This window comes from uncultured Proteiniphilum sp. (assembly GCF_937873925.1).
In the GTDB taxonomy this organism is placed as follows: Bacteria; Bacteroidota; Bacteroidia; order Bacteroidales; family Dysgonomonadaceae; genus Proteiniphilum.
In genome coordinates this window covers 1-25,202 of record NZ_CALNAT010000157.1, presented here as the reverse complement: position 1 = coordinate 25,202, position 25,202 = coordinate 1, and the positions used below count along the sequence as shown (strand labels likewise).

The window sequence follows — 25,202 nt, the reverse complement described above, 5'->3', positions numbered from 1 at the left end:
AAATCCGTTAAACTACAACTTGACAATACCGCACACCCGTTCCGCTCCATCCAGATAAAGGTAAAGTCTCCCCATTTCTATGTATACGACGGGAGTGTGCCGGTGATCTACCGGGGGCAGTTGGGCGATTCGCTGGCCCGCACTGTCAGTTATGCGGACGCCTATTTTTCCCAGCTGGAGGTGATAGACTCCGTCAATTTCGCCATCAGGGCACAAAGCGCTGAAACAAAGGCGCAGGTATTGGGCAGCCTCCGGTTGGACAGGGATCCGAAGGTAACACTCCACCATGGACTGTTGGAAAAGCAGGTGGACGGCGTGTTCGATACCGACGGCCAGTTGCTCCGGGATGCGGTAACCGGGGAACTGGTGTATATCTATTTTTACCGCAATGAATTCCTGGTGATGGACAGCAGCCTGCACCTTTCACGCCGGCTGCATACCATCGACACCATCTCTAGGGCGCAGGTGCGGGTGCGGCAACTTTCCGACGGCCAACGGAAAATGGATGCGCCCCCTTTGCAGGTCAATAAGCGGTCGGTGGTACATGGCGGTGTGCTGTTCAATGAATCCAACCTTATGGGAAAATACGAATCCCGTGAGATGTGGCAGCAGGCAGCCATTGTCGACATGTACCGGACCGACAGGCAGGAATATCTGGGCAGTTTTTATGTGCACAACCGCGGAAGCCATAAAATGACCCGGATAATCGTCACGGGCGAATATTTATTTGTTTTGTCCGGCAATGAAATCGTGCGTTACCGTTTTGCGCAACCGGTGACGCGGCATTTCATCAAAACAGGAGAAGCCGAAAACCTTTCAGAGTAGGCATCACGTTAAATTTTTTCATCATGACTAAATTTAAACAGTTCCTTGTGCCGGCTGTGATCATATTAATGGGAGCCGGCGCGGCTTTTGCGACGAATGCAGCAAAAGACTCTCAAAGTGCATCCGTTCAGGGGTACCGGTTTGACTCGGTGACCGAAGAATGTATTGCAACGAAGCAGTGTTCCACCATTCCGGGTGATATTTGTACATGGACTGACCCATCCACATCAGTTACATATAGCTTACATAACAGAATAAGCGGTACTCTATGTGGAAATCAACAACTGTACGAACCTGCATCGCATTAGAGGAAGAGAGGCTGTATCAGGAGTAAATTTAACTCTGGGAGAATTTAATATTTGAAAACAGCCTCAGATAACGAGTAGGAGGAAAATAAAGCACTTTCCTCCTACTTTATTTCCCGACCTAACACACCACCGTCCGTACCTACGGTTCCACAGACAGCCCTATTTACCACCCTTATTTTTTATTCCTTTACTGATCCATCCGATATCCGGATCTCCCTTTAAGAAATAATCAAACCAGTCCAGTATCCTGGAAGTCAGGTCAAATTGCGACTGTTGCTGTAGCAAGCTATGTCCTTCGCCTTTATAAAACAAAGCGATCACATCTTTTTTGTTTCTGCGCAGGGCATTGTAAAAAGCCATGCCATGGTCACTGGTAACATTCTGGTCTTCCTCTCCCGCCCATAACAATACCGGGGCATTCACTTTTTCCGCATGATAAACCGGGTTGTTGTTCAAATACAAAGCTTTATTACGGGAAAAAGGCACGCCCATTTTGTACATATTGGCTTCTATCCGTATATAATCAGGAAAAAGGAAATTATAATTAAAGGAGTGATAAGCCCAAAGGATATCGCTGTGTCCGGATCCGGAGACATAAGCGGCAAAACGGGTTGAGCGTGTAGCAATGAAATCCGCTTCGTAACCGCCGAACGAGTGTCCGATCAGCCCTATCTTGTTCTTGTTGATCAACGGGTTGCCGGCTAAAGCATCCAGTGCGTTATTCACACAATCCAGCGCATCTATTCCGGGACCATTTTTACCCTGTATCAAAATATCGGGCAGATACACAAAATACCCGTTTTCCAAAAGTAAACGTATATTAAATCCCAGGCCATCATAATACGACGGATAGGGATATCTGTTGGTTAGGTGCCGTTGCCTTTCATAGATATGTACCACCATCGGGTATTTACCTGAGGGATTATAATCCAGCGGATAATACAAGATTCCGTTGAGCGGGATCCCGTCACTGTTCGTATAGGAGACGATTTCCTGTTTTAATGATAAGATGGCCTTGTCCTGTATATTGCTTTGATACAAGACCTGTTCCTTGCTACCCATCTTTTTATAAACCAGGCGGGGTGGCAGGTTGTAGTCCTCTTCCATCCAGGAAAAACAATCAAAAGATTTGCTGTAACTCAGGGATTGTATATGTTTGGTGGTTGGCTGTATGATCGTCTGTGATTTTCCCTTGTTCCACAAGCTATAAGAGGTTACATTTTTCAGGGGATCGTATAACTTAATCACGAGGGGACGCTGTAAATCCACCTGTTTTTTGCTAAACCTGCCCTTATTGGTGCCGATATCAACTGTTTCTCCATTTACGATACTGGCTTGGTATCCCTCGAAAATGGCGACTTCAGCAAGCGTGCCGCTTTTTATTTCATACTTCCACAATGCACCTCTTCCCTCAAACAATACCACTTTGCCATCATTGGCAAACCAGGGCGTATCGAGACCTTTCCCGTGAATAAGTTTTTTATGCCCTGACGGAATATGATACAGGTACCATCCCTTATCCCCGGGAGATAGTGCATACTCGCCGTCCCCGGACAGGTACAGCTCCGGAACAATAGTGTCCAGAATTGAATACCGGTCCTGGACTCTGTCATATACATACAACTGCAACAGGGGGCTTTCGGCCTCATAGTCTTGCAAATGACAGGGGTCAAAACACAAAAAATACCGGTCATTGCCTACATTGATATTGGTTGTCAAATGATCGTCACCAATTTGCCGGATCAAATGTTTACCGGGTTCCCATACATAGGTTAATGTTTCTGTGTACGGATAAAATTTCTCTCCGGGTTGGTTATCGGTACCATACCAGATATCTGCAACCGCACCATCAGGTTCCTCATTTTCAATCAATACTTCCAGAAAATAGGAGTGTCCTTCCTGTATCCGTTCCGTAGATCCTCTATGAAAGATAATGGGCAATACCTCTTTTAAAGGATAAGAAGTATTATTCTCTAAATCCAGGTACAACACCTCCCGGGAAAATCCGTCAGGATTTTTCTTGAAAACCATCAAGCCTCTTTCCGAGGGGTCAATATCCAGCCGTTCGATCTCTTGAGGGGACTCATACACCTTTTCCTTTTTTTGATCGGTTAAAATGATAACATTAAACTCTTTTTCCATGACCTCTGCAATAACATAGACATGATCGGTATCGGTTGTGTAAAACCGGCTCACATTATTTACGGCATTTAAAAGATTCCCGTTTTCATCACACAATTCCAACCTGTTCTTTTTTTCTTTGCCGTAATGCAGAAGGAATTGCTTTTTATTATTTAGTGCCTGTATGTTCTTTACCCCCTCAAAGTAAATGTTCGTTTGTTCATTCAGGTTAAGCAACCCTGTTTGCCGATCATTTGATAAAAACAAATGTTCAGTCCCTGCAAAAGCCATACTCCGGACGTTTTGCATGTATCCTGCGATTTTAAATTCCTCCGGATTTTGCAAATCAAATAATATGACGGTATCTTTAGCCAGGTCACTCTTCTTCCATGCAGGCAGCCAGCTTCTTTTACGCAACGCCAGCCAGTTACCGTCTCCGGTCATTTGAGGACCCGTTATATTGTGGAATCTTTCGGAAAAGATTCCATTCAGGCTGTCGTGTTTGTTTTGGGCAGCCGACTCCTGTCCTGCTGGCAGCAGCAGGCACAGGAATAGCAAGAAAAATAAGAACCTCATATTAGTAACCCGAACTTTGCGGATATAAATTGGAATTTAAAAGTAGCTCGCTTTGTGGCAACGGCCATCTGCTCTTATAACCCTCCCAGTTGGGTTTTGCCGCACTTAATTCACCCAGCCGGCCCCAGCGCTTCAGGTCAATGAACCGATGCCCGAACTCCGTGAAAAACTCACGCCTCTTTTCTGCCAAAAGCTCCCTGGTAAAATCATCCCCCGATAACGAAGTAAATGCGGTCAACCCGGCCCGCTCACGGGTAGCGTTGAGGTAAGGTAACGCTTCGTCGAACCGGTTTTGCTTGGCCAATGCTTCGGCCATGATAAAAAAGGCTTCCTCAAGGCGAAAGACTACAGAGTACTCGGTGGAGTTATTTGAGCGGTTTTTGTATTTGTAGGGCCTGTACCATGTATCACTATTAAAGGTCACTTCGGCCATCCATGCCTGTTTTCTCAAATCCTCCCCACCAAAAGTATTGACCAGGTCTTGAGAAAGGACATACGAATTGGGTGCCGAGGAAGCAAAGTGATAAAACATTGCTTCCTCGGTGGCATCACCCTCTTTCTCCGGCTTTAGCTGCCAGAGGATATGCTTGCCCGATTTGAGGAACACTTTATTGATATCAGGCTGGAATTGGTATAGGGGTGATTGCAGAACTGTGCCTGCCATTTGCTCTGCCAACGGCCATTCTCCCCGGAGTAAATGAATACGGGCCAACAGCAGTTGCGCCACCTTCCGGTTGGGATAGATCCGCTCCGGGTCCCGGTACTCGTCCGTTAACTGCGCTACGGCCTCCGTCAGGTCCACCTCCAACTGCTCCAGCAATGCGACGGCCCCTGTTTTGCTTAAGCGGCGGTTATGCTCATAATCCAGACTGGAGGTATAGGGAATATCATCAAAAAGCTGTTGCAGGTAAAAGTAAATCAGTGAACGGACCAGCAGGGCTTCCCCCTTGATACGGCTTTTATCAGCACCTGACAAGGCCGTTGAATGTTCTGCCCCGTAGATGGTGGAATTAGCGTAATAAATTTGCTGGTAAGCCGTCTTCCAAAGACTGGTTATTATAGTATTGGTTTCCTGCTGTTGATTTTGGTAAATGTCCATTAAACCGTTCTGGTCATTATAATAGGAATCCAGGTCATCGGTGTAAGCCCCTAACAAGGAACCTGTACCGTAATAGGTTCCCGATAAAACAGACTGGTCCCGTAAACCGGCATATAATCCTCCCAGGGTGGCATTGGCAGTTTTAAGGTCTTCAAAGACCTGTACGGTTCCTATCTGGTTGGCAGGATAATCCGTTTCTACCAACTTTTCACAGGCTACCGGGAGCAGTAACCCGAGGTAAAGCAACATATGTATCTTTTTCATAATCTATAATTTAAAAGTTGATTTGAACACCAAAGGCCCATGTTTTCAAAGGCGGCAAATAGCCCGTTAGGGTAAACTCGGGGTCCAGGCCAAAATAATCGGTCAGGGTTAGAAGGTTCTGCCCCTGAGCATAAAACCGCACATCCTGTATATATTTGTTTACCGACAACCGGTAGCTGAGCTGTACGTTCTTTAACCGGATAAAAGACGCGTCGCCGATGACAGCCGTACTGTTCCTGAAATACCCCAGCAATTGGTTTTTCAGTGGATTAGCGCCTGTGGAATAAGGCATGTACCGTCCATCAGGATTGCTTTCCGACCATACATCCAACACCTCTGCCGGCTGGTTGAACCTGGTGCCGGGGTTAGCCATTAAAGCGTTGTAGTTCTTTTGCCTTTGATTGACAAACTGGAATAGGAAGGAACACTCCCATTGTTTGTAAGACAATTGGTTAAACCAGCCGCCAAACCATTTCACACCTACTTCTTCAATCACCCGGTTATCTTCCGGGGATGAGATCCTCCCATCTTCGTTATAGTCGGTAAAGGTATAGAGGCCGGTTTCCGGGTCGATGCCCTCGTAATTGTAGACCTTTGTGATAGAGACCGGGTAGCCCACCACATATTGGTTGGCGTATGTGGAGCCTTCCAGGCCGGGAAACGCTACCAGCTTGTTTTTGGGAAAGCTGATGTTCACATTGCTGTTCCATCGGAATTGGCCGGTTTTCACAGGGATGGTATTCAACTCCAGTTCCAGCCCCTTGTTTTCTACCGTGGCGGGAAGGTTGGCCTGTATACTGCTGAAGCCCGTGGTGCCGGGCAGCGGAATACCCACCAGCTGGTTGCCCGAACGGTTGCGGAACCAGGCGGTGGTAAGGTATAACCGGTCATCCAAGAGACCCAGCTCCAGGGCTATTTCCAGCTTCGTTGTCTTTTCCCAGCTAAAATAAGGGTTGTGCAGCCTGGAAGGATAAAGGGTTGTACCGTCACCATAAATTATACTGCTGACCGTATAAGTATCCAGGTACTGGTAATCCCCGATCAGGTCGCTGCCTGTAACCCCATGGCTGGCCCGGAGTTTCCCGAAGCTGAACCACGGGTTGTCTGCCAGGAAATTTTCCTCACTGAACAGCCATGCAACTCCAATGGCCCCGAAATTTGCAAAACGGTTATCAGGTCCGAATCGGCTGGAGCCGTCACGACGCCCGGTAAGGTTAAGGATATACTTGTTTTTGTATTGATAATTGACCCTCCCAAAAACCGCGGCATACTTGTATTCGGAGCCTGTGTCACTATTAACCGAAACATTGCCTGCGGCTGCCAGATTTGTGATCAGGGCATTGCTTTCAAACCCGTACCCCATCACATTCAACGCTGTATTTTCCGTTTCCTGGTAGGTACTCCCCAGCAGGATATCTATTTCATGATCCTTAAACCTGTGTTTGTAGTTCAACTGGGGCTCTAAAAGATACGAAAACCGCTGGTTGTGATTTTTATAAGCCATGGAATTGGCCGGGGTGATCCCGTAGGAAGGATTATACACGGTATTCGGATATAACGACAGTTCTTCAAAAACCTGGTGATTGATGCCCCCGTTAAATTTTATATGTAGGGAAGGAAGCAGTTCATATCCCAGGTTAATATTGACATTCAGCGTTCTGCTCTGGTTGGAATACGTGCTTTCATAAGCCGCCAGGGGATTGGTGAAGGTGTTATTTTCCCAGTTCAGGCTGCCGTCGTCCATGTATAATGCAGGGGCATTGGGACTGAGCCGGAGGCTTTCGCTGGTTATATCACTTTCAATCAAATTATTGGATTGGTCTGAAAACAACCCGGAAGCGCTGAAAGTAAACCGGTTGTCACTGGAACGGTGGTTCAGGCTGCCGGAGAGGTTATTGGTTTTATACCTGAAATCTTTGGCGAATACAGTGGTCTGCCCGTTATGGCTGCCACTTATGAGGAAGCTGGTATGCCCGTTCCCCCCGCTGACCGAAAGCTGCACGGCGGAGTTGACGGCTGTCCCGCCAATCAGCTTCTCCTGCCAGTCAGTGTACCGTTCCTGGTCCCAGGTACCGTTGACGTCATAGGCATTGGCCGGATAATTGGCAATGCCGTCGTTGGTGTACGCCTGCCGGCGCATGTCCAGGTACTGCTCCGTATTCATCATTTCCATTTTGCCCGCTACCCGGCTGAACCCATAGCCGGTATTTACACTGAAGCCGGTTTTGCTGCCTGGCTTTCCTTTTCTGGTAGTGACCAGGATAACCCCGTTAGCGCCACGTGAACCGTAAATAGCCGTGGCATCGGCATCCTTTAAAATCTCTATACTTTCAATATCGTTGGGATTGATGGCATTCAGCGGGTTTATTTCCGTATAAGGCAGAATCGCGCCGGAGAAGGACGAAGGGGTATCGGTACTTACCGGCACACCGTCGATAATGTACATGGGGTAATTGCCGGCCCTCCTTAAACTATTCGTCCCGCGGATCTGGATATTATAACCACCCCCAGCTACACCCGTGCCCTGGGTGATGCTTACCCCGGCTACACGTCCCTGAATGGCCGAAATTGCATTGTTCACCGGCTGGTTTTCGATCTCTTTGGCCGTTACCCTGGCAATGCTGCCGGTACGGAGCTGGTCCTTTACCGTGTAATACCCGGCATTCACGACCACTTCCGACAGTGCGGTAACATCTTCCTGCAATTGCACATCTATCCGTGTTCTTCCGTTTACAGGAATCTCCTCTGTTTTAAAACCGACAAAGGAAAAGGAAAGTACCGCATCCGACGGCACCCTGGCCAATGTATAGCGTCCGTCCTCTCCGGTGGTCGTACCGGTGGAGTACGTTCCTTTGACTACGATGCTCACACCCGGCAGCGGGTTACCTGTGGATTCGGTAACCCGCCCGGTGACGGTGACCGTTTGCGCGTAAGTAGAGTTTATGAAAAGAAAGGAACCTGCCAACAGCAGGAACAGCAACCGGTACCGTGTGCATCTACCCCATAAGAAGGGCAATAACGACATAATTTTCCCAATGTATTCATCTTTATGTCGTCTGCATTTATCCCGTAAGACGGCTAACAACGACAGGCAACTTTCAGGATAATCAGATCTATCTTTTAAAATCATGGTGTATCTGTTTATTTTACAGACCGACAATAAAATTGATCCGCTACAGCGGCAAATGGCTTGTCGGTGTTTATTGAAAAATTAAATGTTGTAATTTCGCAGGTTTGTCATTTCCCAATCTCATTTCTATAGGCGGACTAATAACTTGCAAAACTTGAATGAAACGGGTATTTCCGGCGAAGGCCGGCTGAGAGAGGAAAGAGTTTGCAGGTAACTGAAACCCGGTGCGGTATTAGACAATCGTACGGGCGAAGAATAAATAGATATTCTGTTGATGAAGGAATAAGACTCCCGGTAATCAGGCATCTAACGTCTTATTCGATGTGGCTCTGATGTATATGCAGGGATATAAAAAAGAGGCGCGGACGATTGTCGCTATTCCCCATAACTGGCTCAGCAATAAGCCATCGCAAAAGAATATGACAATGTCCACGCCCTTATTGCTAAGGGCGCTTCCATTTTTTTGACCTTTTGCTTAGAATTTTGCTGATTCGTTATGGAGATCAAAAAAAGCGCTATATTACTTCGTACCGTAGTTTAACGATACAAAGATAATAATTCATTTTAGTTTGTTATGGATCCATAGGGTAATTTTTAACAGATTGGTGATTTTTCACTTAATATTTACACAATTAAGAGATTCGCTCTCTATCAGATTCAATTTCCTACACAGGCAATCAGATTATTATAAGCCGATTACATAGTGAACAAGAAAAAAACTATTCTTAAAAAAAGTAATACAATGACAAAGAAAAAAAGATTTTTTGTGAATAACCAAACAAAATCGGCGTATAATTATGCAATTTCCGGATATAATTATAAGTATATCACCGAAAATCACTATTTTTGCCATATAACACGGAAAAATAAATTAAAACAATGGAAACGAAAGAACAGACTTTAAAAAACACACATCACGGGCATGCCGTAAAGCGTTTCCGCCATGCATTAGGGATCAAGCAGGAAGTCCTGGCCGATATGATGGGAACCACCCAAGCGCGGGTTTCCAATTGCGAACAGAAAAAAGTGCTGGAAGATGAGGTGATTGACAAATTTGCCAAAGCCCTAAACGTAGCCCCGGAACTGATCAAGGAACTGGAAGAGGATCCGGTTACGGTTATTATTGAGAACAACAGGCTTGACAATAATTCGGGTTCTGCCTATAATTATATTGCCGGAGATAATATTATAAATAACCCAATAGATAAGATCGCTGAACTTTTTGAAAGATTATTGGAAAAGGAACAAGAAAAGATCGTGTTATTAGAAAAGTTGTTGGGAGAAAAGAAATAATTACTGGACATATAATCCAATTGAGCAAATTCTCGAACTAAGTAAAGAGAGAACTGCCCTATACGAACGGATACTCGAACTGGAGAAAGAAAAAAGCGCTCTTCTGGAAAAGTTGTTGAAGGAGAAGAAATAAGATTCTGTAAGTTTTCTTTCAAGCAGGTTCGAAAAATCTTACCTAAATTATTGAAAATATCAAAGCATCCTCAATGAAATAGGTTGAAAAATACATTTGCTAAATTCGTAAAAGATATATTTTGCATGTAGAAAACGGAAACAAAGCTACGTTCTTCGTGCTCACAAGTTTATTTTAGCATTAGAAAATACTTTGAAAGAATTCAAGAGCCGATCGAAGAATCTAAGCAATAAAACTAATCTCGCCACAAGCCAATATAAGTAATATGAAATCTGATTTTGTTGAAAGATTAAAATCTTTGGATATTAAAGATGTTGCTAATAAATTAGGACTGAATGTAACATCTTACAGACAAAGTATCAGATGTGTATCAAAATCCCATGAAGACAGAAATCCAAGCCTGAAATTCAATCCGAAAACTAATCGTTGGAAATGTTTTTCTTGTGGAAAAGGCGGGGATGTTATAGAGTTAGTAAAAGAAGAGCGTGATTTGGATTTTAAGGGAGCATGTGATTGGCTTTGTAATGCATACAATATTCAAAGTTCACATTCAGGACGTAATAATTTTTTCCTACCATCCCCTCCAATAAAAGTAAATAAAAAGACTTATTCTAAAGAAATTAAGGTTAAGGTAAACTCCGATATATTTGAATGGATAATTGACAATACTACTTTAACAGAACATGCAAAAAAGATTTTATATAATGAAAGGATGTTGTCGGAAACTGTCGTAGAAAGTCTAAATATAAAATCAATTGATAATTTTTATAAACTTAAAGCAAAGGCAATAAGGAGATGGGGAGAAGAAGAATTAACGAAATGCGGTTTTAGTAAATGTGGACCAGCATGGTATTGTAAACCTATTATTTTTCCTTATTATAATAAAGAAGGCAGAATTATTCAAATACAAGCAAGAGCCACTGAATGGAAAAAAAAGAGTGAGAGATTTGCTAACCTTATAGGAATCAGTACTCCTATGTATAATATACCAATATTAAATAAATTAAAAACAGGAGATATTATTTATATTTGTGAGGGTGTAACTGACTGTCTATCTGCCCTCTCTCTTGGTTTTAATGCAGTAGCTATTCCCAGTGTAACAACTTATAAAGATATATATGCTACCTACCTCAGGCCATATCGCATAAAGCTAATTCCTGATAATGACTCAGCTGCGGATAATCTCATTTCAAAAATGAGGAAGAGTTTCGATAAAATAAATAAAGATTTCGAAATCAGTAGAATACCTCCTAGTTATAAAGATTTCAGCGAATACTATATAACTAGGAGGTATTCTATATTGATTTTAAAAATGGAAAATCTGATTGATCTTATACTAACCCAAGATAATCTGTTATGGGCGTGGAAAAAAGCTAAAAAAGCATTCTCTGTAGGCGATATTTGGTATTGCGATTATCAATTATGCCAATTTGAAGCAAATCTAGACTCTGAAATTAAATCATTAATTGAAGAAGTAAGAGAGCAGAGGTTCAAGATGACTGATTTGCAAATAGCCCCATTTCCTAAAGGATACGATAGCAAGGAAAATAAAGCAAAAGCGAGACAAGCTTTCTATATATCTGTTAGGGATCAGGTTCTTTGGTTGGCTGTAAGTAACGTTATAGGTCCAATATTAGATAAACAAATGCCAACATGGAGTTATGGGAACAGGCTTTATAGACCTGCATGGTATGACATTGTTGAAGAGGAACGACAAATTGTAGTAGGAAATTATCGTAATTCAAGTGGATATATATTTAGAAAATGGAAACAAAGTTGGCCATTGTTTAGAAAGCACATAACTGCGACTTTAAAAGTTATAGCTGATCCCGATATAGTAAATAAGAAAAATGAGAATAAAGACGAGAATGATTTCGAAGTTCAAAAAACTATTGATGATAATTTGAAAGTAGAGTCTTCTGAACAACTACCCTATTTGATAGATGGATATTTCTCTCATAAGAAAGTAAATTCCATTTATTGGGCTAGTCTGGATTTTAAAAAATTTTATCCATATCTCAAGCGAACAAAAATAAGGGATAAAGTTCTGTCTGTATTGAAGATTACGTCCAGTAATTCTCCAGAATTATTCAGATTAATATGTTCACTTTTTAATTTTAAAATTGAATACAGGCCATGGGATAAAGAAGAGTTAGAGGCCATTGACCTATCCCATCCTGAAGATTTTGAAGGATTGCCAACTGGCCTTTTGACAGCCGGTTTTTTAGCCAATGTAGCATTATTGGATATAGACAGAGAGATCAGCCGACAATTAATAGAAAACAAAAAAGTCGCTCATTTTAGATTTGTGGATGACCATGTAGTCCTTTCTACTGATTTTGATAAACTTATTGAATGGATAAGAGAATATCAAAAAATATTAACTCAATCTGGCGTAGGTGCATCTATAGGACATGACAAAACCGAACCAAAAGCTTTGTCTAACTTTTTGATAGATGAAAATATAGAGGATAAAAATAATCAAAAAAATTATGAGTTGGCAAAAGAAAGTTGTTCTCTCGACCCTCAATATCCTTCTCCATTGATGACGCAGACACTAGCAAAAGTTTCAGCAATCTCCAAAATGGAATTAGATTTATTATCAAACGATGAATTAGGACAGTTGATTTCGGATCTGAAACACTTGTTAATTACTGACTTTCCGGATCAAGAAGTAAAAAAAGAAACTAGAATATCCTTTGCAGCTACCATGTTAAGTAAAACAGTTTCTCGTAAGGAATATGATTTCCATGAAATTTATAACGAAAAGATTAAGCTAAAAAGATTAAAAGAAGATATTGATAAATGGTTCAAATCAAAAAAGAAAGACCCAGACTCCATTCTCATAGCTCAGAAATGTAAAGCTGGAATAGAGCAAGTTTTCAATAAGTCCCTTACTGTACAAAAAGTTAAACTGCTTATTGATGATTTACCAATCATATCTTCGTTTATGAAAGAAACTATTCCTTATAAATATCTGAAATCTTTAGAGCATATAAAATTTATATTGGATAAAATTGATTCTGATAAAAAGAGTTTAAATGTTCAAGTTTACAATCTGATAAAAAAGGCCATTAAAGAGAACCATCAAAAGGTTCGTCTATGGATCAGACTTATACAGTTCTGTTATAATGAAGGCTTTTATAAATATAATGATATATGGAATTTAATTGGTGAGCTGGAAGAGGAGAATAAAATACACAAACTTTCTTCTGCATTCATATATTATATGTATCTAGCTCTCATAATCGAACTAATGTGGAAATCAATTAGATTAATATTGATAAATAAAATGACTTCATCTGATTATCATAAACATATGGATTTTCTAAATCATGTATGCAGTGAAACATTTGTTACCATGATTTTAGAAAAAGAGGATTATGATAAGAGAGATAACTATAAGTCTATTTTTATTCAATTTAAAGTTGCTTTAGGAAGCATCCAATTTATTTTAAAGGATAATAATCCGGAACATTTCAAGATAAATAATTTTCTTGATTGGACAGATGAACCTATAAAATGGATAAAAGTACAGAGTTTAAACAATATAAACACTTGGCTTTTTTGGATTTTCAATAATACCCATACATTTGAGCAAGAAACTCCTTATGACTTTTGGCCTAAATTATTATCATATGCTAATGTGGAAGAGGTAGAAGAGATAAAGCCTTTAGTAACGCCTTTTCCCTCTGAGGATATAGTAAATTCACTCAACATTAATAATGTAAATTTTGATATAATTTTACCGTCGATTATAGACTCTCAAGGTTGGCTTTTTGATTATTATCAAACCATTAAAAAAGATGAAACAAGGTATATCTTCCAGAAAAAAATAAAGAATCATCCAGAACTGTATAGTAACCTAAAACAAAATGAGAAAAAAAAGACATTATTTGATTGGATTCATTTAGTAAAGGGCATCAAAGAAAAACAAAATGATTTAAGATTAAGTGAATGGACTGCATTATCTTTCACTCTAAAAATAATTGATGCAATACGAGAATTTCGAGATCAGAAGGTAATATCTATTAATAGTTTATTAAATAAAGATTCAAGTCCAGATATTTACATACATCCTGCGAATTTTTTAATACCATCGTCTTTATTTAAACCCTTTCCAGAGACTTGGAATGACTTGGAAACTGCAATGAGAGAGGTTATTTTCGAAATTCGTCCTAAAGAGGAACAGATTAAAGATGAACGTTATCAGACATCAAGTTTAAATTCAATATTTTATGATAAAGATATCGTTACATTATATGGTATTTCTATAATAATGATTCAGCTATTGTGCAGAAAGAATTCTTTCCCGTGGGTTTGGAATTTATCAGATAGAAATTTAATTTGGTCGAAAGTGATAACTAAACAATTAACAGAGAATGCAATATCTTCTTTTTCTCAACTCATAATTCAGTCATGCTTATCAGCACGGAATCGAGAGACTTTATTATTTAATTCCCGTAATATTTCTGTCAATGATATAACCTACGATCCGCCCATAATACATTCTTTGGATAAGTTAGCAGAGGAAATAACTAAAACTTTAAATATACTTAGACAGAATCGAATCTCGGTGGAAGACAACAGCCCAAGGCAGTTAATACCTGTTAGTCTAATTTGGTTATCAAATAAAAACAATCCATTTAGAGAAGACAACAATGAATAGTTTTATGAATATAGGTTTGATCCAAACTTCACTCAATTCGGAAATAGCTTGGCCGAAATCTTCTTCTGATTTACAAATGAATGAGGATGAATCAAATAGGATTTGGCATGAAATTAAATCAGGGTTTTATAATTTTAGAGCACTACCTGTTAGTAAACGACCCAAAATTGTTTTATTACCAGAATTTTCTTTGGATGAACATCATGAAAAAGCTATTTCTGAATTATCTAAAGCATTAGGATGTGTTATTATTGGAGGAAAAGATTTTGTTAGACAAGAGTATAATGGAACTAAATACGTACAGAATAAAGCGGTAGTCGTTATTCCTCAAAACTGGCCAGAGAATAGTAGTGCTCGTTCTGTTTCAAAGTTTTATTTTGGTAAATCTTTTTTTTCTAAAGACGAAGAAGAAGCTTTTAGAAAAAAAGGGTATACTTCCATCTCATGCCCTCATATATATATATTAAATGCAGGTGATTACGGAAAAATAGGTGTGGCTATTTGTGCAGATTTTTTCGATATCGAACGCTTTGTTATTTATAAAGGGAGAATACATCATCTTTTTATTATTGCATATAATAAGGATATTCAATCGTTCTATTTTTTGGCCGAGGCAATTTCTCGGTTGGTTTTTTGCAATGTTATTATCTGTAATACAGGTCACTATGGAGGAAGTATCGGATTTTCACCTTACAATGAATTACATAAAAGATATGTCTATAAGCATGAAGGAAGTAAACTGTTTACAACTCAGGTTATCTCTTTACCTGTAAATAGTCTGGATATAGCACAAAAAGGAAGAGATTCAAAAGAGATATTTAAATCAACTCCCCCTAAATACGAACAAAAAACATTTTAAGCATGGAATACAAATTTCAAGATATTTTAAAAAATATAATTCCCGGATTCTATATTGTATTAGGGATGGTTTTGTTATGTTGGTTGTCTGGTTGTATTACCAACCTCGATTTGATAGACGTAATAAAAAATATACCTAGCGAAGTTTTTATTTTTTTTATTCCTCTAATATTCTATATATTAGGATATTTAAATGATATATTATCTAGCTGTTTTGAATTCTATTTGTATGAACTTGGCTGCAAAAGACCTTCGGAGCTATTATTAAATAATAAGAAAAAAAGGTATAGACTCCCTAAGCTTGAGAAAATAAAGAATGAACTCGGTTTACCAAATGAGAATATATTATCAAGAGAAGAGTCATATAGAGCCTTTCAGAAAGCAAATGAAATGAAAGATATAGACAAGGATAATATTACTGAATTTTATGTTTCTTACATTTTTGCGCGAAATTTTATGGTTGCAAATTTTCTACTGGTAATAGGTTCCTTCATTGTAGCTGTTTTTAACACCAGTAATTGTCATATTTGGATTATCCTGATATCCTACTCACTCCTATCTTTCTTATTTGTTTATCGCTGGAAACAAAAAGCTTTATATTATTCGAAAAAAGTTTTCAATTCCATCATTAAGTGATAAATTTCATCACATCATTTACAAATTTGTATCATAAGCATTTGGTGTATGTTGTCTAAGGTTCGGGGTAATTACAATTTCTATTACTTCTATCTTCTTGTTAATTTAATTTGCGTTTCATCATAATTAGTTATATTTGCAATTATATCTACATACATGATTATTAATAGAATTAGAACAAAATATTTTAGACCTAATTGATTGTATTAAATACAGCATAAATGCTTATAAATTAAATTTTTATACAGTATTATGAATGATTTTGAGAAGAAACATTCTGCTTCTGGAAGTGATGCAGCCTTTACCTATCAATTCTATTCTTTTGTATACAAATTACTTAGTTTAGAAAAAGGAGAAACCGTTGGATACGAAATAAAAGACGATATACATATTGAATCTTTCGAAGGGAAACTTAAATTAATACAGGTCAAACATACCACTCAGAAGAAAAATGATGGAACACCTTCAAATCTTACAAACCTTGACATTGATCTTTGGAAAACTCTTGCGAACTGGGTTGAATGGATAAAAGAATCTAAAAAAATAAAACAGGAATTAGAATCCATATCTTATGTACTATTTACAAACAAAGAGACCGGAAACATACAATTTTACGATAAACTTAAAAAAATCAAGAATGGAAATGCCTCTATTGAAAACTTTATAGAGGTATTAAACCAGCTTCATGAAATCACAAAAGACGACTCGATAAAAGGGTATATAAATACTGTTAGGACTTTCAATAAAGGCAAGTTATTAGTATTCTTAAAAAATATAGAAATTGAAACAGGAAATGATGATATAATACAGAAGATCAAAAATAAATTAGAATTAATATGCAGATTTAATCCCTCGGCATTACAGAATGTTTACAAACTACTTATCACCTCCATAAACGATGATAAATTTTCAAGTATAACTGGGAATACAAACTTTTCCCTATCATATGATGAGTTTAACCAGAAATACAGAAACTGTTTTGAAGAGGCCTATGACAGAGAAAATTTACCTATCAGAGATATACCGGTAGAAACATCACTAGATTTCGACTCCCTAAGAAAAGAAATATATATACGCCAGTTAAGCGACATTTTAGCAATACGCTCCGACTCTGATATTATCAACATACATCATTGCAAATTAACTTGGGACAATCATATGCTAAATTGGGAAGATATTCTTTTACCTGATGACTATAAAAAAATGTATGCAAATGCCTATCAGCATTGGTTAAATTCATTTCAAGAAGCGTATTATTCTCTTAATTTAAAAGAAGCCAGAGATTCATCTTTCCAGCCCAAAGATGATGATATATTGCCCTTGGCTTTTAATTGTTTGACAAAAACTCGCAGCAAATACATTTATTATCGCACTCAGAACCTTGATACGATATTAAGTAACGGTTTCTTTTATACCCTTTCAAATATACCGGAAATTGGGTGGCATCTTTTATGGGAAAAATTATATAAACAATGAGTATGAATAGTTTTTTTTACATATATAACAATGAAGCATTGGTTTCTCTTGTTATAACCAGACTATTAAGAGAAGTAACAGATATCGATTTGGCACGTGCTGCTGTTATTGTTTCTGTTCTTCTAAATGATTTGTCGATTGACACATTAAATTCAGCAAATTACAAAACCATGAAACAATTCCTCAAAGGAACAACTGGAAATCTACTGAAATACAATGGTTATTATTATGCAATGTTACCTATTTTAATAAACAGCCTGAAAATCATTGTAGATTTGGGGTTTGCATCATTCAATAAAGAAAAGTTTTATCTCAATAGAGATATCCCCTATCCTAATCCCAATAGCCTTGGAAGCAGATACAGTGAGATTTGTAGAGCTATACCACTGTTTATGAGTTTGGCTAATAAATATCCAACAGAAAAATTATACGAACTTTTTAGAATAAGATTATGAACTTTTATATAGAAGAAATAAAATTATGGTTTAAAGGAAGTCTTGAGCCTAAAAGCTACTATTTAGAACCCAATAAAGTAAACGTCATAACAGGAACGGCAACAAAAGGTAAGAGTAGCTTCATATCCATCATAGATTATTGCCTACTGGCATCTTATTCTAAAATTGTTGAAACCATTATAAATGAGAATATCTCATGGTATGGAATACGTTTTTTTCTAAATGAAACATACCACTCCATTGCCAGAAAAGCACCAACTAGTGGTATTGTATCTCCCGAATTCTATTATAAAAAAGAGAGTTCTTTCACAAACGAACTGCCAAGTCCAAATATAGAATTGATCCCTCTTCTAAAATTATTAAATAATGAATGGGGAATTACTGATGAACTTGTTACACTTAACGAACAGAAAAACAAAAGTAAAACAAAAATTAGTTTCAGAAGTTTTCTTCCATATAGTACTATTACAGAAAACATAATTACTGTAGAGGAGCAGTTTTATGATCCGGCATATTTCCACGATACTATTACCGTGAAAGAATCATTACCTTTTGCATTAGGTCTCAATACAATGTATATTGAAAACAGCAAAAGGATAGAATTCCTTAATAGTGAGATAAAAAAATTGGAAAGGAAAAAAAAGTCAGCTAAAGATAGACAGGAAAAATATAGAAAAAAACTTGAAAACGTCTATATAAAAGCATCTGAAAAAGGTCTTTTAGAGTCAACTATTCCTGATATTACCAAACTGTCGAACGAAGATATTATAGAAGTTTTAGATAATATATCAAATCGATTTACAATGCTTGCTGACAATTCAAAAATAATAAGAGAAAGGGAAGCTTTTCAAAAAGAACGTTGGAGAATAAAAAAAGAAATTGAAAACTATAAAAAATGCATTGAGGAATATGATACATATATACAAAACCTACAAAAGACTAAAGATTCTCTTAAACCAATAGAATACTTATACGAAAACAAAGAGGAATTAATTCAGTCCATTGAAACAGTACGTTTTATAGATGCGCTCCAGACATCACTGAGCAAAATAAAAACAGTTGTTAACATGCCTCCCAAACCCGACAATGATGTTTATATAAAAATCAAAAACCTAAATATTGAATTAACAAAAATAGAGACGGAGATAAAGAATAGGTCCCATGTAAAAAATGACTATTCAAAATTTTCTGACATATTTATACTAGTAGGAAAAATAAAAAGTGATCTTGAATACGCTAAAAAAGATTTAGCTGAACCATTTTCTGATGAAGGACAATTGCTTCAGTATGCTTCCGAATTGGAACGTATATCAAAAATCCCCAGTATGGAAGAATCACTTGTCAAACTCAAATATCAACTTGAAAAAGAAATACAGCATATATACAACCAATTTACAACAATGGGGAGATTTAATAATTATGTTGTAGAGTTTGATCCAGAGAGATATATCTTAAAAATAAAAGAACCAGGAACTATTTTCACAGAGGCAACGATAGGCAGTCAATCAAATTACATGTTTCTGCATATAGCTTATTTTTTAGGTTTCCATAGGTTCAATTTAATTAACAATACAAACAGCCTTATTCCGTCGTTCCTTTTCATCGACCAACCTAGTAAACCCTATTTATTTACCGATAATTCATCTAGAGATGATACTGACAAATATAAACTTTATGAAGTATTCTACATAATGAATAACTTTGTAAAATGGACAGTAGAAAATGAAAAGAAAACTTTCCAAATATTTATGTTGGAACATACCCACCCTACATTCTGGGAAGGAAACAGCGAACTGGATTATTTTAATACAGTCGCTACTTTTTTTGATAACGAAGGATTAATCCCAAATTACGTAACTGGGTTATAATGAATATGGATCTAGCTAATATATCAATCAGTAGCTTGGTAATGCATCAGGTAGGAAATTTCTCAATAGGAGAAGGTATAAAATTTTCGGAAGAACTGATCTCACATGAGAAAATAGAACAAGACCTGTTAAAATTAATATCAAATTCATTTTATGATAATGAAATATATCACTTCACAATAGAAGAAGCATTATCATCCAATCTCGTTAAAGAGACTATTAAGAGTATATTCAATAATCAAGCACAGTTTTATCAAAAATCAATTGACTTAGCAAGAATTCTATATGAACGATCTACGCATACTTCAATAAAAAAAGGAGATTTCTATCTTGTATCTTTGGAAAATATCCTATGGAAAAACCAAAAAATCAATGCATTAGCTCTATTGAAAACAGAAGAAAAATCAACATTTCTTACAGTTAAAAATACGGCAAATTCTTTCAACATTAGTTCTATAAAAGGAATTTCTTTAAAAAAGGTAGACAAGGGTTGTCTTATCCTGAATCATAATGAGGAAAATGGTTACACGGTTTTAGTTGCGAACAATTCAAAAAACAACGATGCTCATTACTGGATCAATAGTTTTCTGCATGTTAAGCGATTTGAAGATGCTTATTTTCAGACGGAAGAATTTTCGAAAATGTGCAAGGAGTTTATTTTGAACACAAAAGAAATTGAAAATTCTCTAACCAATACTGAACGCATAGAAAAACTGCATGAAACAGAATCATATATTGCAGCAAACGCCACGTTATCTATTCATGATTTTAAAAATACTGTACTAAACGATATATCTCTTAAAAAGAAATTTGATGAATTCAGAGACGCCTATCAACTAAATACTGGTATAAGAATGTATGAAGAGTTTAATACATCAACTGATGCATTAAAAAAAGTACATAAGTCTATGAACAAAGTTATCATGCTTGATGATAGCGTTAGAATTATTATAAACAAAAAATTTCCTCTGATTGAACAAGGTTTTGATAGTTCTAAAAACAAACATTACTATAAGATTTACTTTGATGATGAAAAAATAAAATGACAAAAGCAAGATGATATTATTTTAAGATGTTCGTCCATATCAAATTATCCGAAATAGATTTTTATGGAGCATATTTTTAAAATAATAGGTGGAAATAAAGAATATTAGTTTTATCAAAAGTGTTGAAAAATGTACTCTTTGCATATTCCGGTGATGCTGACCCCCTGTCCGAGATGTTGACCCCTCCGTTCTCCCGGAGGGCACTCCGAAGGTCTTCCTTTTTTGATAAATCAAAAAGGCAAGGACAAAATTATCGTTTTTTCTTCTCATCGAGTCTCCTGAGTTATGGAAAGCTTCCACAGAGTAAATTGTCCCATTTCTGGAACACTGACTGACATAATCAAAGAAAATAAAGTTGACTTCTAACTTTGGACGGATTGATTTACTATCTTTGTAGGAACCCGTATGTGGGGATTAACAAACTTAGCTTGTGGAGAAGTTCGGCAAGAGTTTTAAGATTGTATAACAGCAATGCTCATAATCGAATCTGGCTCCCATTGGAAACTTTATATCAAATTACGGAGATACTGTAGGTGAATATAAAAGATTTAATTCTCAATAATGAAGAATAAAAATAATTTAATTAGATTATAATTAAAATGTTATGGCGAAAAACAATACCGCAGAAATTGGCTTTGAGAAAGAGATCTGGAAAGCGGCAGATTTATTAAGAGGTAATCTGGATGCTTCCGAATATAAATCAGTTGTACTTGGGTTAATATTCTTAAAATATATTTCAGACCGTTTTGAGGCAAGATATCAGGAATTAATAGAAGAAGGCGACGACTTTGAAGAAGATAAAGATGAATATACGTCGTATAATATTTTCTTTGTACCCCCAGAAGCTAGGTGGAGTGTAATTTCGGAAGCTGCCCACACTCCTGAAATAGGCACTGTAATTGACAACGCCATGCGTTTAATTGAAAAAGAAAATAACAGGCTGAAAGGAATACTCCCCAAAAACTTTGCTCGTCCGGAATTGGATAAAAGAAGGTTAGGTAATGTGGTTGATTTATTCACCAATATCCAAATGAAAGAGCATGGGAATAAAGATATATTGGGGCGGACGTATGAATATTGTTTGTCGAAATTTGCAGAAGCAGAAGGGAAACTTGCTGGAGAGTTCTTTACTCCACCTACTATTGTTCAAACATTAGTTGAAGTTCTCAAACCTTATAATGGTCGTGTATATGATCCTGCATGTGGTTCGGGAGGTATGTTTGTCCAGTCAGTGAAATTTATTAGGAATCATCAAGGGAATATAAATGATATTTCTGTTTTTGGGCAAGACAGTAACCCTACTACATGGAAGATGGCCCATATGAATTTAGCCATTCATGGAATTGAAGCCGATTTGGGTAAATTTAATGCGGATACTTTTTTTGATGATCAACATCCAACATTGAAAGCAGATTTCATAATGGCTAATCCGCCATTTAACCTTAGTGACTGGGGTGCAGACAAACTTCAAGACGATGTTCGTTGGAAATTTGGAATACCGCCCGCAGGTAACGCCAACTTCGCCTGGATGCAACATATGATTCACCATTTATCGCCTAGAGGTAAAATGGGAATGGTATTGGCAAATGGTTCTTTATCCTCGCAGACTGGAGGTGAGGGAACAATTCGTGAAAATATAATTAAAGCTGACCTGATTGAAGGAATTGTAGCCTTACCATCTCAATTATTTTATACGACAGGTATCCCGGTTTCATTATGGTTTTTGAATCGTCAGAAAAAACAGAAAGGAAAAATTCTTTTTGTTGATGCCCGCAATATGGGGACAATGGTAACCCGTAAACTCCGGGAACTTTCCGACTTTGATGAAAAAGAAAATGGAGAAAAAGGAAATATTCAAAAAATAGCTGATACATTCACTTCCTTTGATGAAGGTACATTGGAAAATGAAAAGGGATATTGTGCCGTTGTCACTTTGGATGATGTTGCAAAGCAGGATTATATCCTTACTCCCGGGCGTTATGTCGGGATTGCCGACACGGAAGATGACGGAGAGCCATTCGAGGAAAAGATGACACGGCTTACCAGTGAATTATCCGAACTCTTTGGAAAATCCCATGAACTGGAAGATGAAATTCGAAAACAACTGAAGAGTATTGGGTTCACTATATAATAAAAGATTCTTGATTTCTTCGGTTTTAAATAATCACTCTAAAATTGAAGAAATATGAAAGAAAAACTGATCAACGAAATTGAAAATGCGATGTCTGGAGTTTTAACATTTGAGCAAACTGCACAACTCAGCACTTCATTATTACAGATACTTAGCAAATATGAAGTAATGGTGGATGGAGAAACTGTGCATGAAGATTTTGCGTCAAATGCCAGACTGCTTGAAATTTTCTTATCAGCGAAACAAGTCGAAGGTTGCTCTCTAAAAACGATTAAGTACTATGAATCAACTATTCGCCATTTATTTAACGGGATGCCTAAAAATGTAGCCGATTATACAACAGAAGATATTCGGGCTTATTTAGCGGTATTTCAAAGTAAACGCAAATCCAGTAAAGTCACAATAGACAATATACGTCGTATCTTTTCTTCCTTTTTTGCGTGGTTGGAAGAAGAAGATTATATTCTGAAAAGTCCTGTCAGACGTATTCACAAAGTAAAAACCGGGACGCAGGTTAAAGAAGTGCTAAGCGATGAATCATTAGAGATGCTTCGCGATAATTGTAAGCATATTCGTGATTTGGCCATCATCGATCTATTGTCCTCTACAGGAATACGTGTCGGCGAACTTGTTAAATTAAACAGAAACGATATTAATTTTCAGGAGCGGGAGTGTGTCGTTTTCGGTAAAGGAAATAAGGAGCGAGTGGTTTACTTCAATGCTCGTACAAAAATCCATTTACAACAATATCTCAAATCACGGAAAGACAAAAATCCGGCTCTGTTTGTTTCATTGGCTAAACCTTACAGTCGATTGCAAATTTCCGGTGTAGAAATGCGTCTCCGGAATATTGGTAGGAAGCTTAAGATCAACAGAGTGCATCCTCATAAATTCCGTCGAACGTTGGCTACAATGGCAATTGATAAAGGAATGCCTGTAGAACAAGTTCAACGATTATTAGGGCATGTCAAGATAGACACCACCATGCACTATGCCATGGTTAATCAGACCAATGTAAAATTGTCGCACCGTAAATTTATCAGCTGATTATGTGGACTTGTAACTCAACATATAAATATTCCATTCATTTTTCTGAAAATCAAGCGATAAATGATAATTTAGAAATTTCGATGCGTACTTTATTTGATTTTCATTTCAATAAAATACACTGTAAATCAAATAAATACAAGATAGTATCATTGACGGAAATCGCAAGTTTTACAAATGGATTAGCTATGCAAAAATTTCGCCCAAAAGAAAATGAAAAAGGAATACCTGTTTTAAAAATAAAGGAACTTGGACAAGGATTTTGTGATAGTTCAAGCGATATATGTTCTTCCACAATCAAGTCTGATTATCTTGTAGATGACGGAGATGTGATTTTTTCTTGGTCGGGAACTCTTTTGGTCGATATTTGGAGCGGTGGTAAATGTGGCTTAAATCAGCATTTATTTAAAGTAACAAGCGATAAATATCCTCTATGGTTTGCATATTTGTGGACTCTTAGACATTTAGATAAATTTATTCGAATAGCAAAAGATAAAGCTGTTACAATGGGACATATTAAACGTTCTGACTTAGAGAAATCCGATGTATTAATTCTAGATAACAAAATGATGCAGAAATTAGATAAATTATTTACTCCAGTTTTAAATTCTTGTATATCTATTAGGGTTGAAAATCGAAAATTATCAGCATTGCGAGATTCTCTTTTGCCGAAATTGATGTCGGGCGAATTAAAAATTAACGATTTACACCGCTAAATTCTCATTTATGGAAGCGTGGAAAAAAGTAAAACTAGAAGATATGGTACTATTCAATCCTACTGAAAAGATGCTTAAAGAAACCAAGTATCGTAAAATCTCTATGGATAAGATTATTCCATATAGTAGGGATATATACGATTTTGAATACGACTTTTATTCTGGAGGAGCAAAATTCAGAAACGGGGATACTATTATGGCAAGAATTACTCCATGTCTGGAAAATGGTAAAACGGCGTATATTTCGTGTTTAAATGATGATGAAACGGCTTTTGGTTCTACTGAATATATCGTTCTTAGGGAGAAGAAAGGATATTCTGATTCCAAGTTTATCTATTATTTGGCTATATCACCTGAACTAAGACAAATAGCTATAAAATCTATGGTTGGTAGCTCTGGACGACAACGTGTTCAATTGAACGTGTTAGAGAACTACTATATCTATTTTCCATCACTTCATGAACAAAAAATTATTGCTAATATTCTCTCCTCTCTCGACGACAAAATCGCCCTCAACAAGCGGATAAATGATAATTTATTCTTTATCTTTG

Annotated in this window: 16 protein-coding genes and 1 pseudogene; 14 read left to right on the top strand and 3 right to left on the bottom strand. The window is 37.3% G+C overall.

The window, feature by feature from the left end; genetic code table 11:
* Together Q0502_RS10915 and Q0502_RS10910 are read left to right on the top strand one after the other, a co-directional pair.
* Positions 1-825: pseudogene (locus Q0502_RS10915) on the top strand (tellurium resistance protein TerC); the annotation flags it as partial.
* 23 nt (positions 826-848) lie between these two features.
* A complete protein-coding gene (locus tag Q0502_RS10910) occupies positions 849-1,133 on the top strand; it encodes a DUF6520 family protein (RefSeq protein WP_298650657.1) in 285 nt (94 codons plus the stop codon).
* Positions 1,134-1,292: 159 nt separating this feature from the next.
* Here Q0502_RS10910 and Q0502_RS10905 read toward each other — a convergent pair whose 3' ends face one another.
* The 3 genes from Q0502_RS10905 to Q0502_RS10895 are packed head-to-tail and all read right to left on the bottom strand — an operon-like array spanning position 1,293 to position 8,218.
* On the bottom strand, positions 1,293-3,830 hold the full coding sequence (locus Q0502_RS10905) for a prolyl oligopeptidase family serine peptidase (RefSeq protein ID WP_298650655.1): 2,538 nt from the start codon (positions 3,828-3,830) through the stop codon (positions 1,293-1,295).
* A gap of 1 nt (position 3,831) precedes the next feature.
* A complete protein-coding gene (locus Q0502_RS10900; RefSeq protein ID WP_298650650.1) occupies positions 3,832-5,193 on the bottom strand; it encodes a RagB/SusD family nutrient uptake outer membrane protein in 1,362 nt (453 codons plus the stop codon).
* 10 nt (positions 5,194-5,203) lie between these two features.
* A complete protein-coding gene (locus tag Q0502_RS10895; protein WP_298650648.1) occupies positions 5,204-8,218 on the bottom strand; it encodes a SusC/RagA family TonB-linked outer membrane protein in 3,015 nt (1,004 codons plus the stop codon).
* Between the two features lie 984 nt (positions 8,219-9,202).
* Here Q0502_RS10895 and Q0502_RS10890 point away from each other — a divergent pair.
* The 12 genes from Q0502_RS10890 to Q0502_RS10835 all read left to right on the top strand — a co-directional run.
* Positions 9,203-9,616, top strand: a complete 414-nt coding sequence (locus tag Q0502_RS10890) for a helix-turn-helix transcriptional regulator (protein ID WP_298650645.1) — start codon at positions 9,203-9,205, stop codon at positions 9,614-9,616.
* A 398-nt stretch (positions 9,617-10,014) separates the two neighbouring features.
* Positions 10,015-14,418, top strand: coding sequence for a CHC2 zinc finger domain-containing protein (locus Q0502_RS10885; protein ID WP_298650644.1), 4,404 nt, complete (start codon positions 10,015-10,017; stop codon positions 14,416-14,418).
* A gap of 4 nt (positions 14,419-14,422) precedes the next feature.
* Positions 14,423-15,277 carry a hypothetical protein gene (locus tag Q0502_RS10880; RefSeq protein WP_298650642.1) on the top strand — a complete coding sequence of 285 codons (855 nt, stop codon included), beginning with the start codon at positions 14,423-14,425 and terminating at the stop codon, positions 15,275-15,277.
* A 2-nt stretch (positions 15,278-15,279) separates the two neighbouring features.
* Positions 15,280-15,912: a hypothetical protein gene (locus tag Q0502_RS10875; protein WP_298650640.1), complete on the top strand. Its 633-nt coding sequence runs from the start codon at positions 15,280-15,282 to the stop codon at positions 15,910-15,912.
* A gap of 252 nt (positions 15,913-16,164) precedes the next feature.
* Complete coding sequence (locus tag Q0502_RS10870) at positions 16,165-17,388, top strand: hypothetical protein (RefSeq protein ID WP_298650637.1); 1,224 nt, start codon at positions 16,165-16,167, stop codon at positions 17,386-17,388.
* Complete coding sequence (locus Q0502_RS10865; RefSeq protein ID WP_298650635.1) at positions 17,385-17,843, top strand: hypothetical protein; 459 nt, start codon at positions 17,385-17,387, stop codon at positions 17,841-17,843. The genes Q0502_RS10870 and Q0502_RS10865 overlap by 4 nt, the downstream gene beginning before the upstream one ends.
* A complete protein-coding gene (locus tag Q0502_RS10860; RefSeq protein ID WP_298650632.1) occupies positions 17,840-19,711 on the top strand; it encodes a DUF3732 domain-containing protein in 1,872 nt (623 codons plus the stop codon). The genes Q0502_RS10865 and Q0502_RS10860 overlap by 4 nt, the downstream gene beginning before the upstream one ends.
* A 5-nt stretch (positions 19,712-19,716) precedes the next feature.
* On the top strand, positions 19,717-20,757 hold the full coding sequence (locus tag Q0502_RS10855; RefSeq protein ID WP_298650630.1) for a nucleoid-associated protein: 1,041 nt from the start codon (positions 19,717-19,719) through the stop codon (positions 20,755-20,757).
* Between the two features lie 604 nt (positions 20,758-21,361).
* The gene (locus Q0502_RS10850) at positions 21,362-22,888 is read left to right on the top strand and encodes a class I SAM-dependent DNA methyltransferase (protein ID WP_298650628.1); all 1,527 of its coding nucleotides are present in this window, start codon (positions 21,362-21,364) and stop codon (positions 22,886-22,888) included.
* A 54-nt stretch (positions 22,889-22,942) separates the two neighbouring features.
* Positions 22,943-23,935, top strand: a complete 993-nt coding sequence (gene xerA, locus Q0502_RS10845; RefSeq protein ID WP_298650626.1) for a site-specific tyrosine recombinase/integron integrase — start codon at positions 22,943-22,945, stop codon at positions 23,933-23,935.
* Positions 23,936-23,937: 2 nt separating this feature from the next.
* A complete protein-coding gene (locus Q0502_RS10840) occupies positions 23,938-24,651 on the top strand; it encodes a restriction endonuclease subunit S (RefSeq protein WP_298650624.1) in 714 nt (237 codons plus the stop codon).
* A gap of 10 nt (positions 24,652-24,661) precedes the next feature.
* A partial coding sequence (locus tag Q0502_RS10835; protein WP_298650622.1) for a restriction endonuclease subunit S occupies positions 24,662-25,202 on the top strand: 541 nt, incomplete at its 3' end.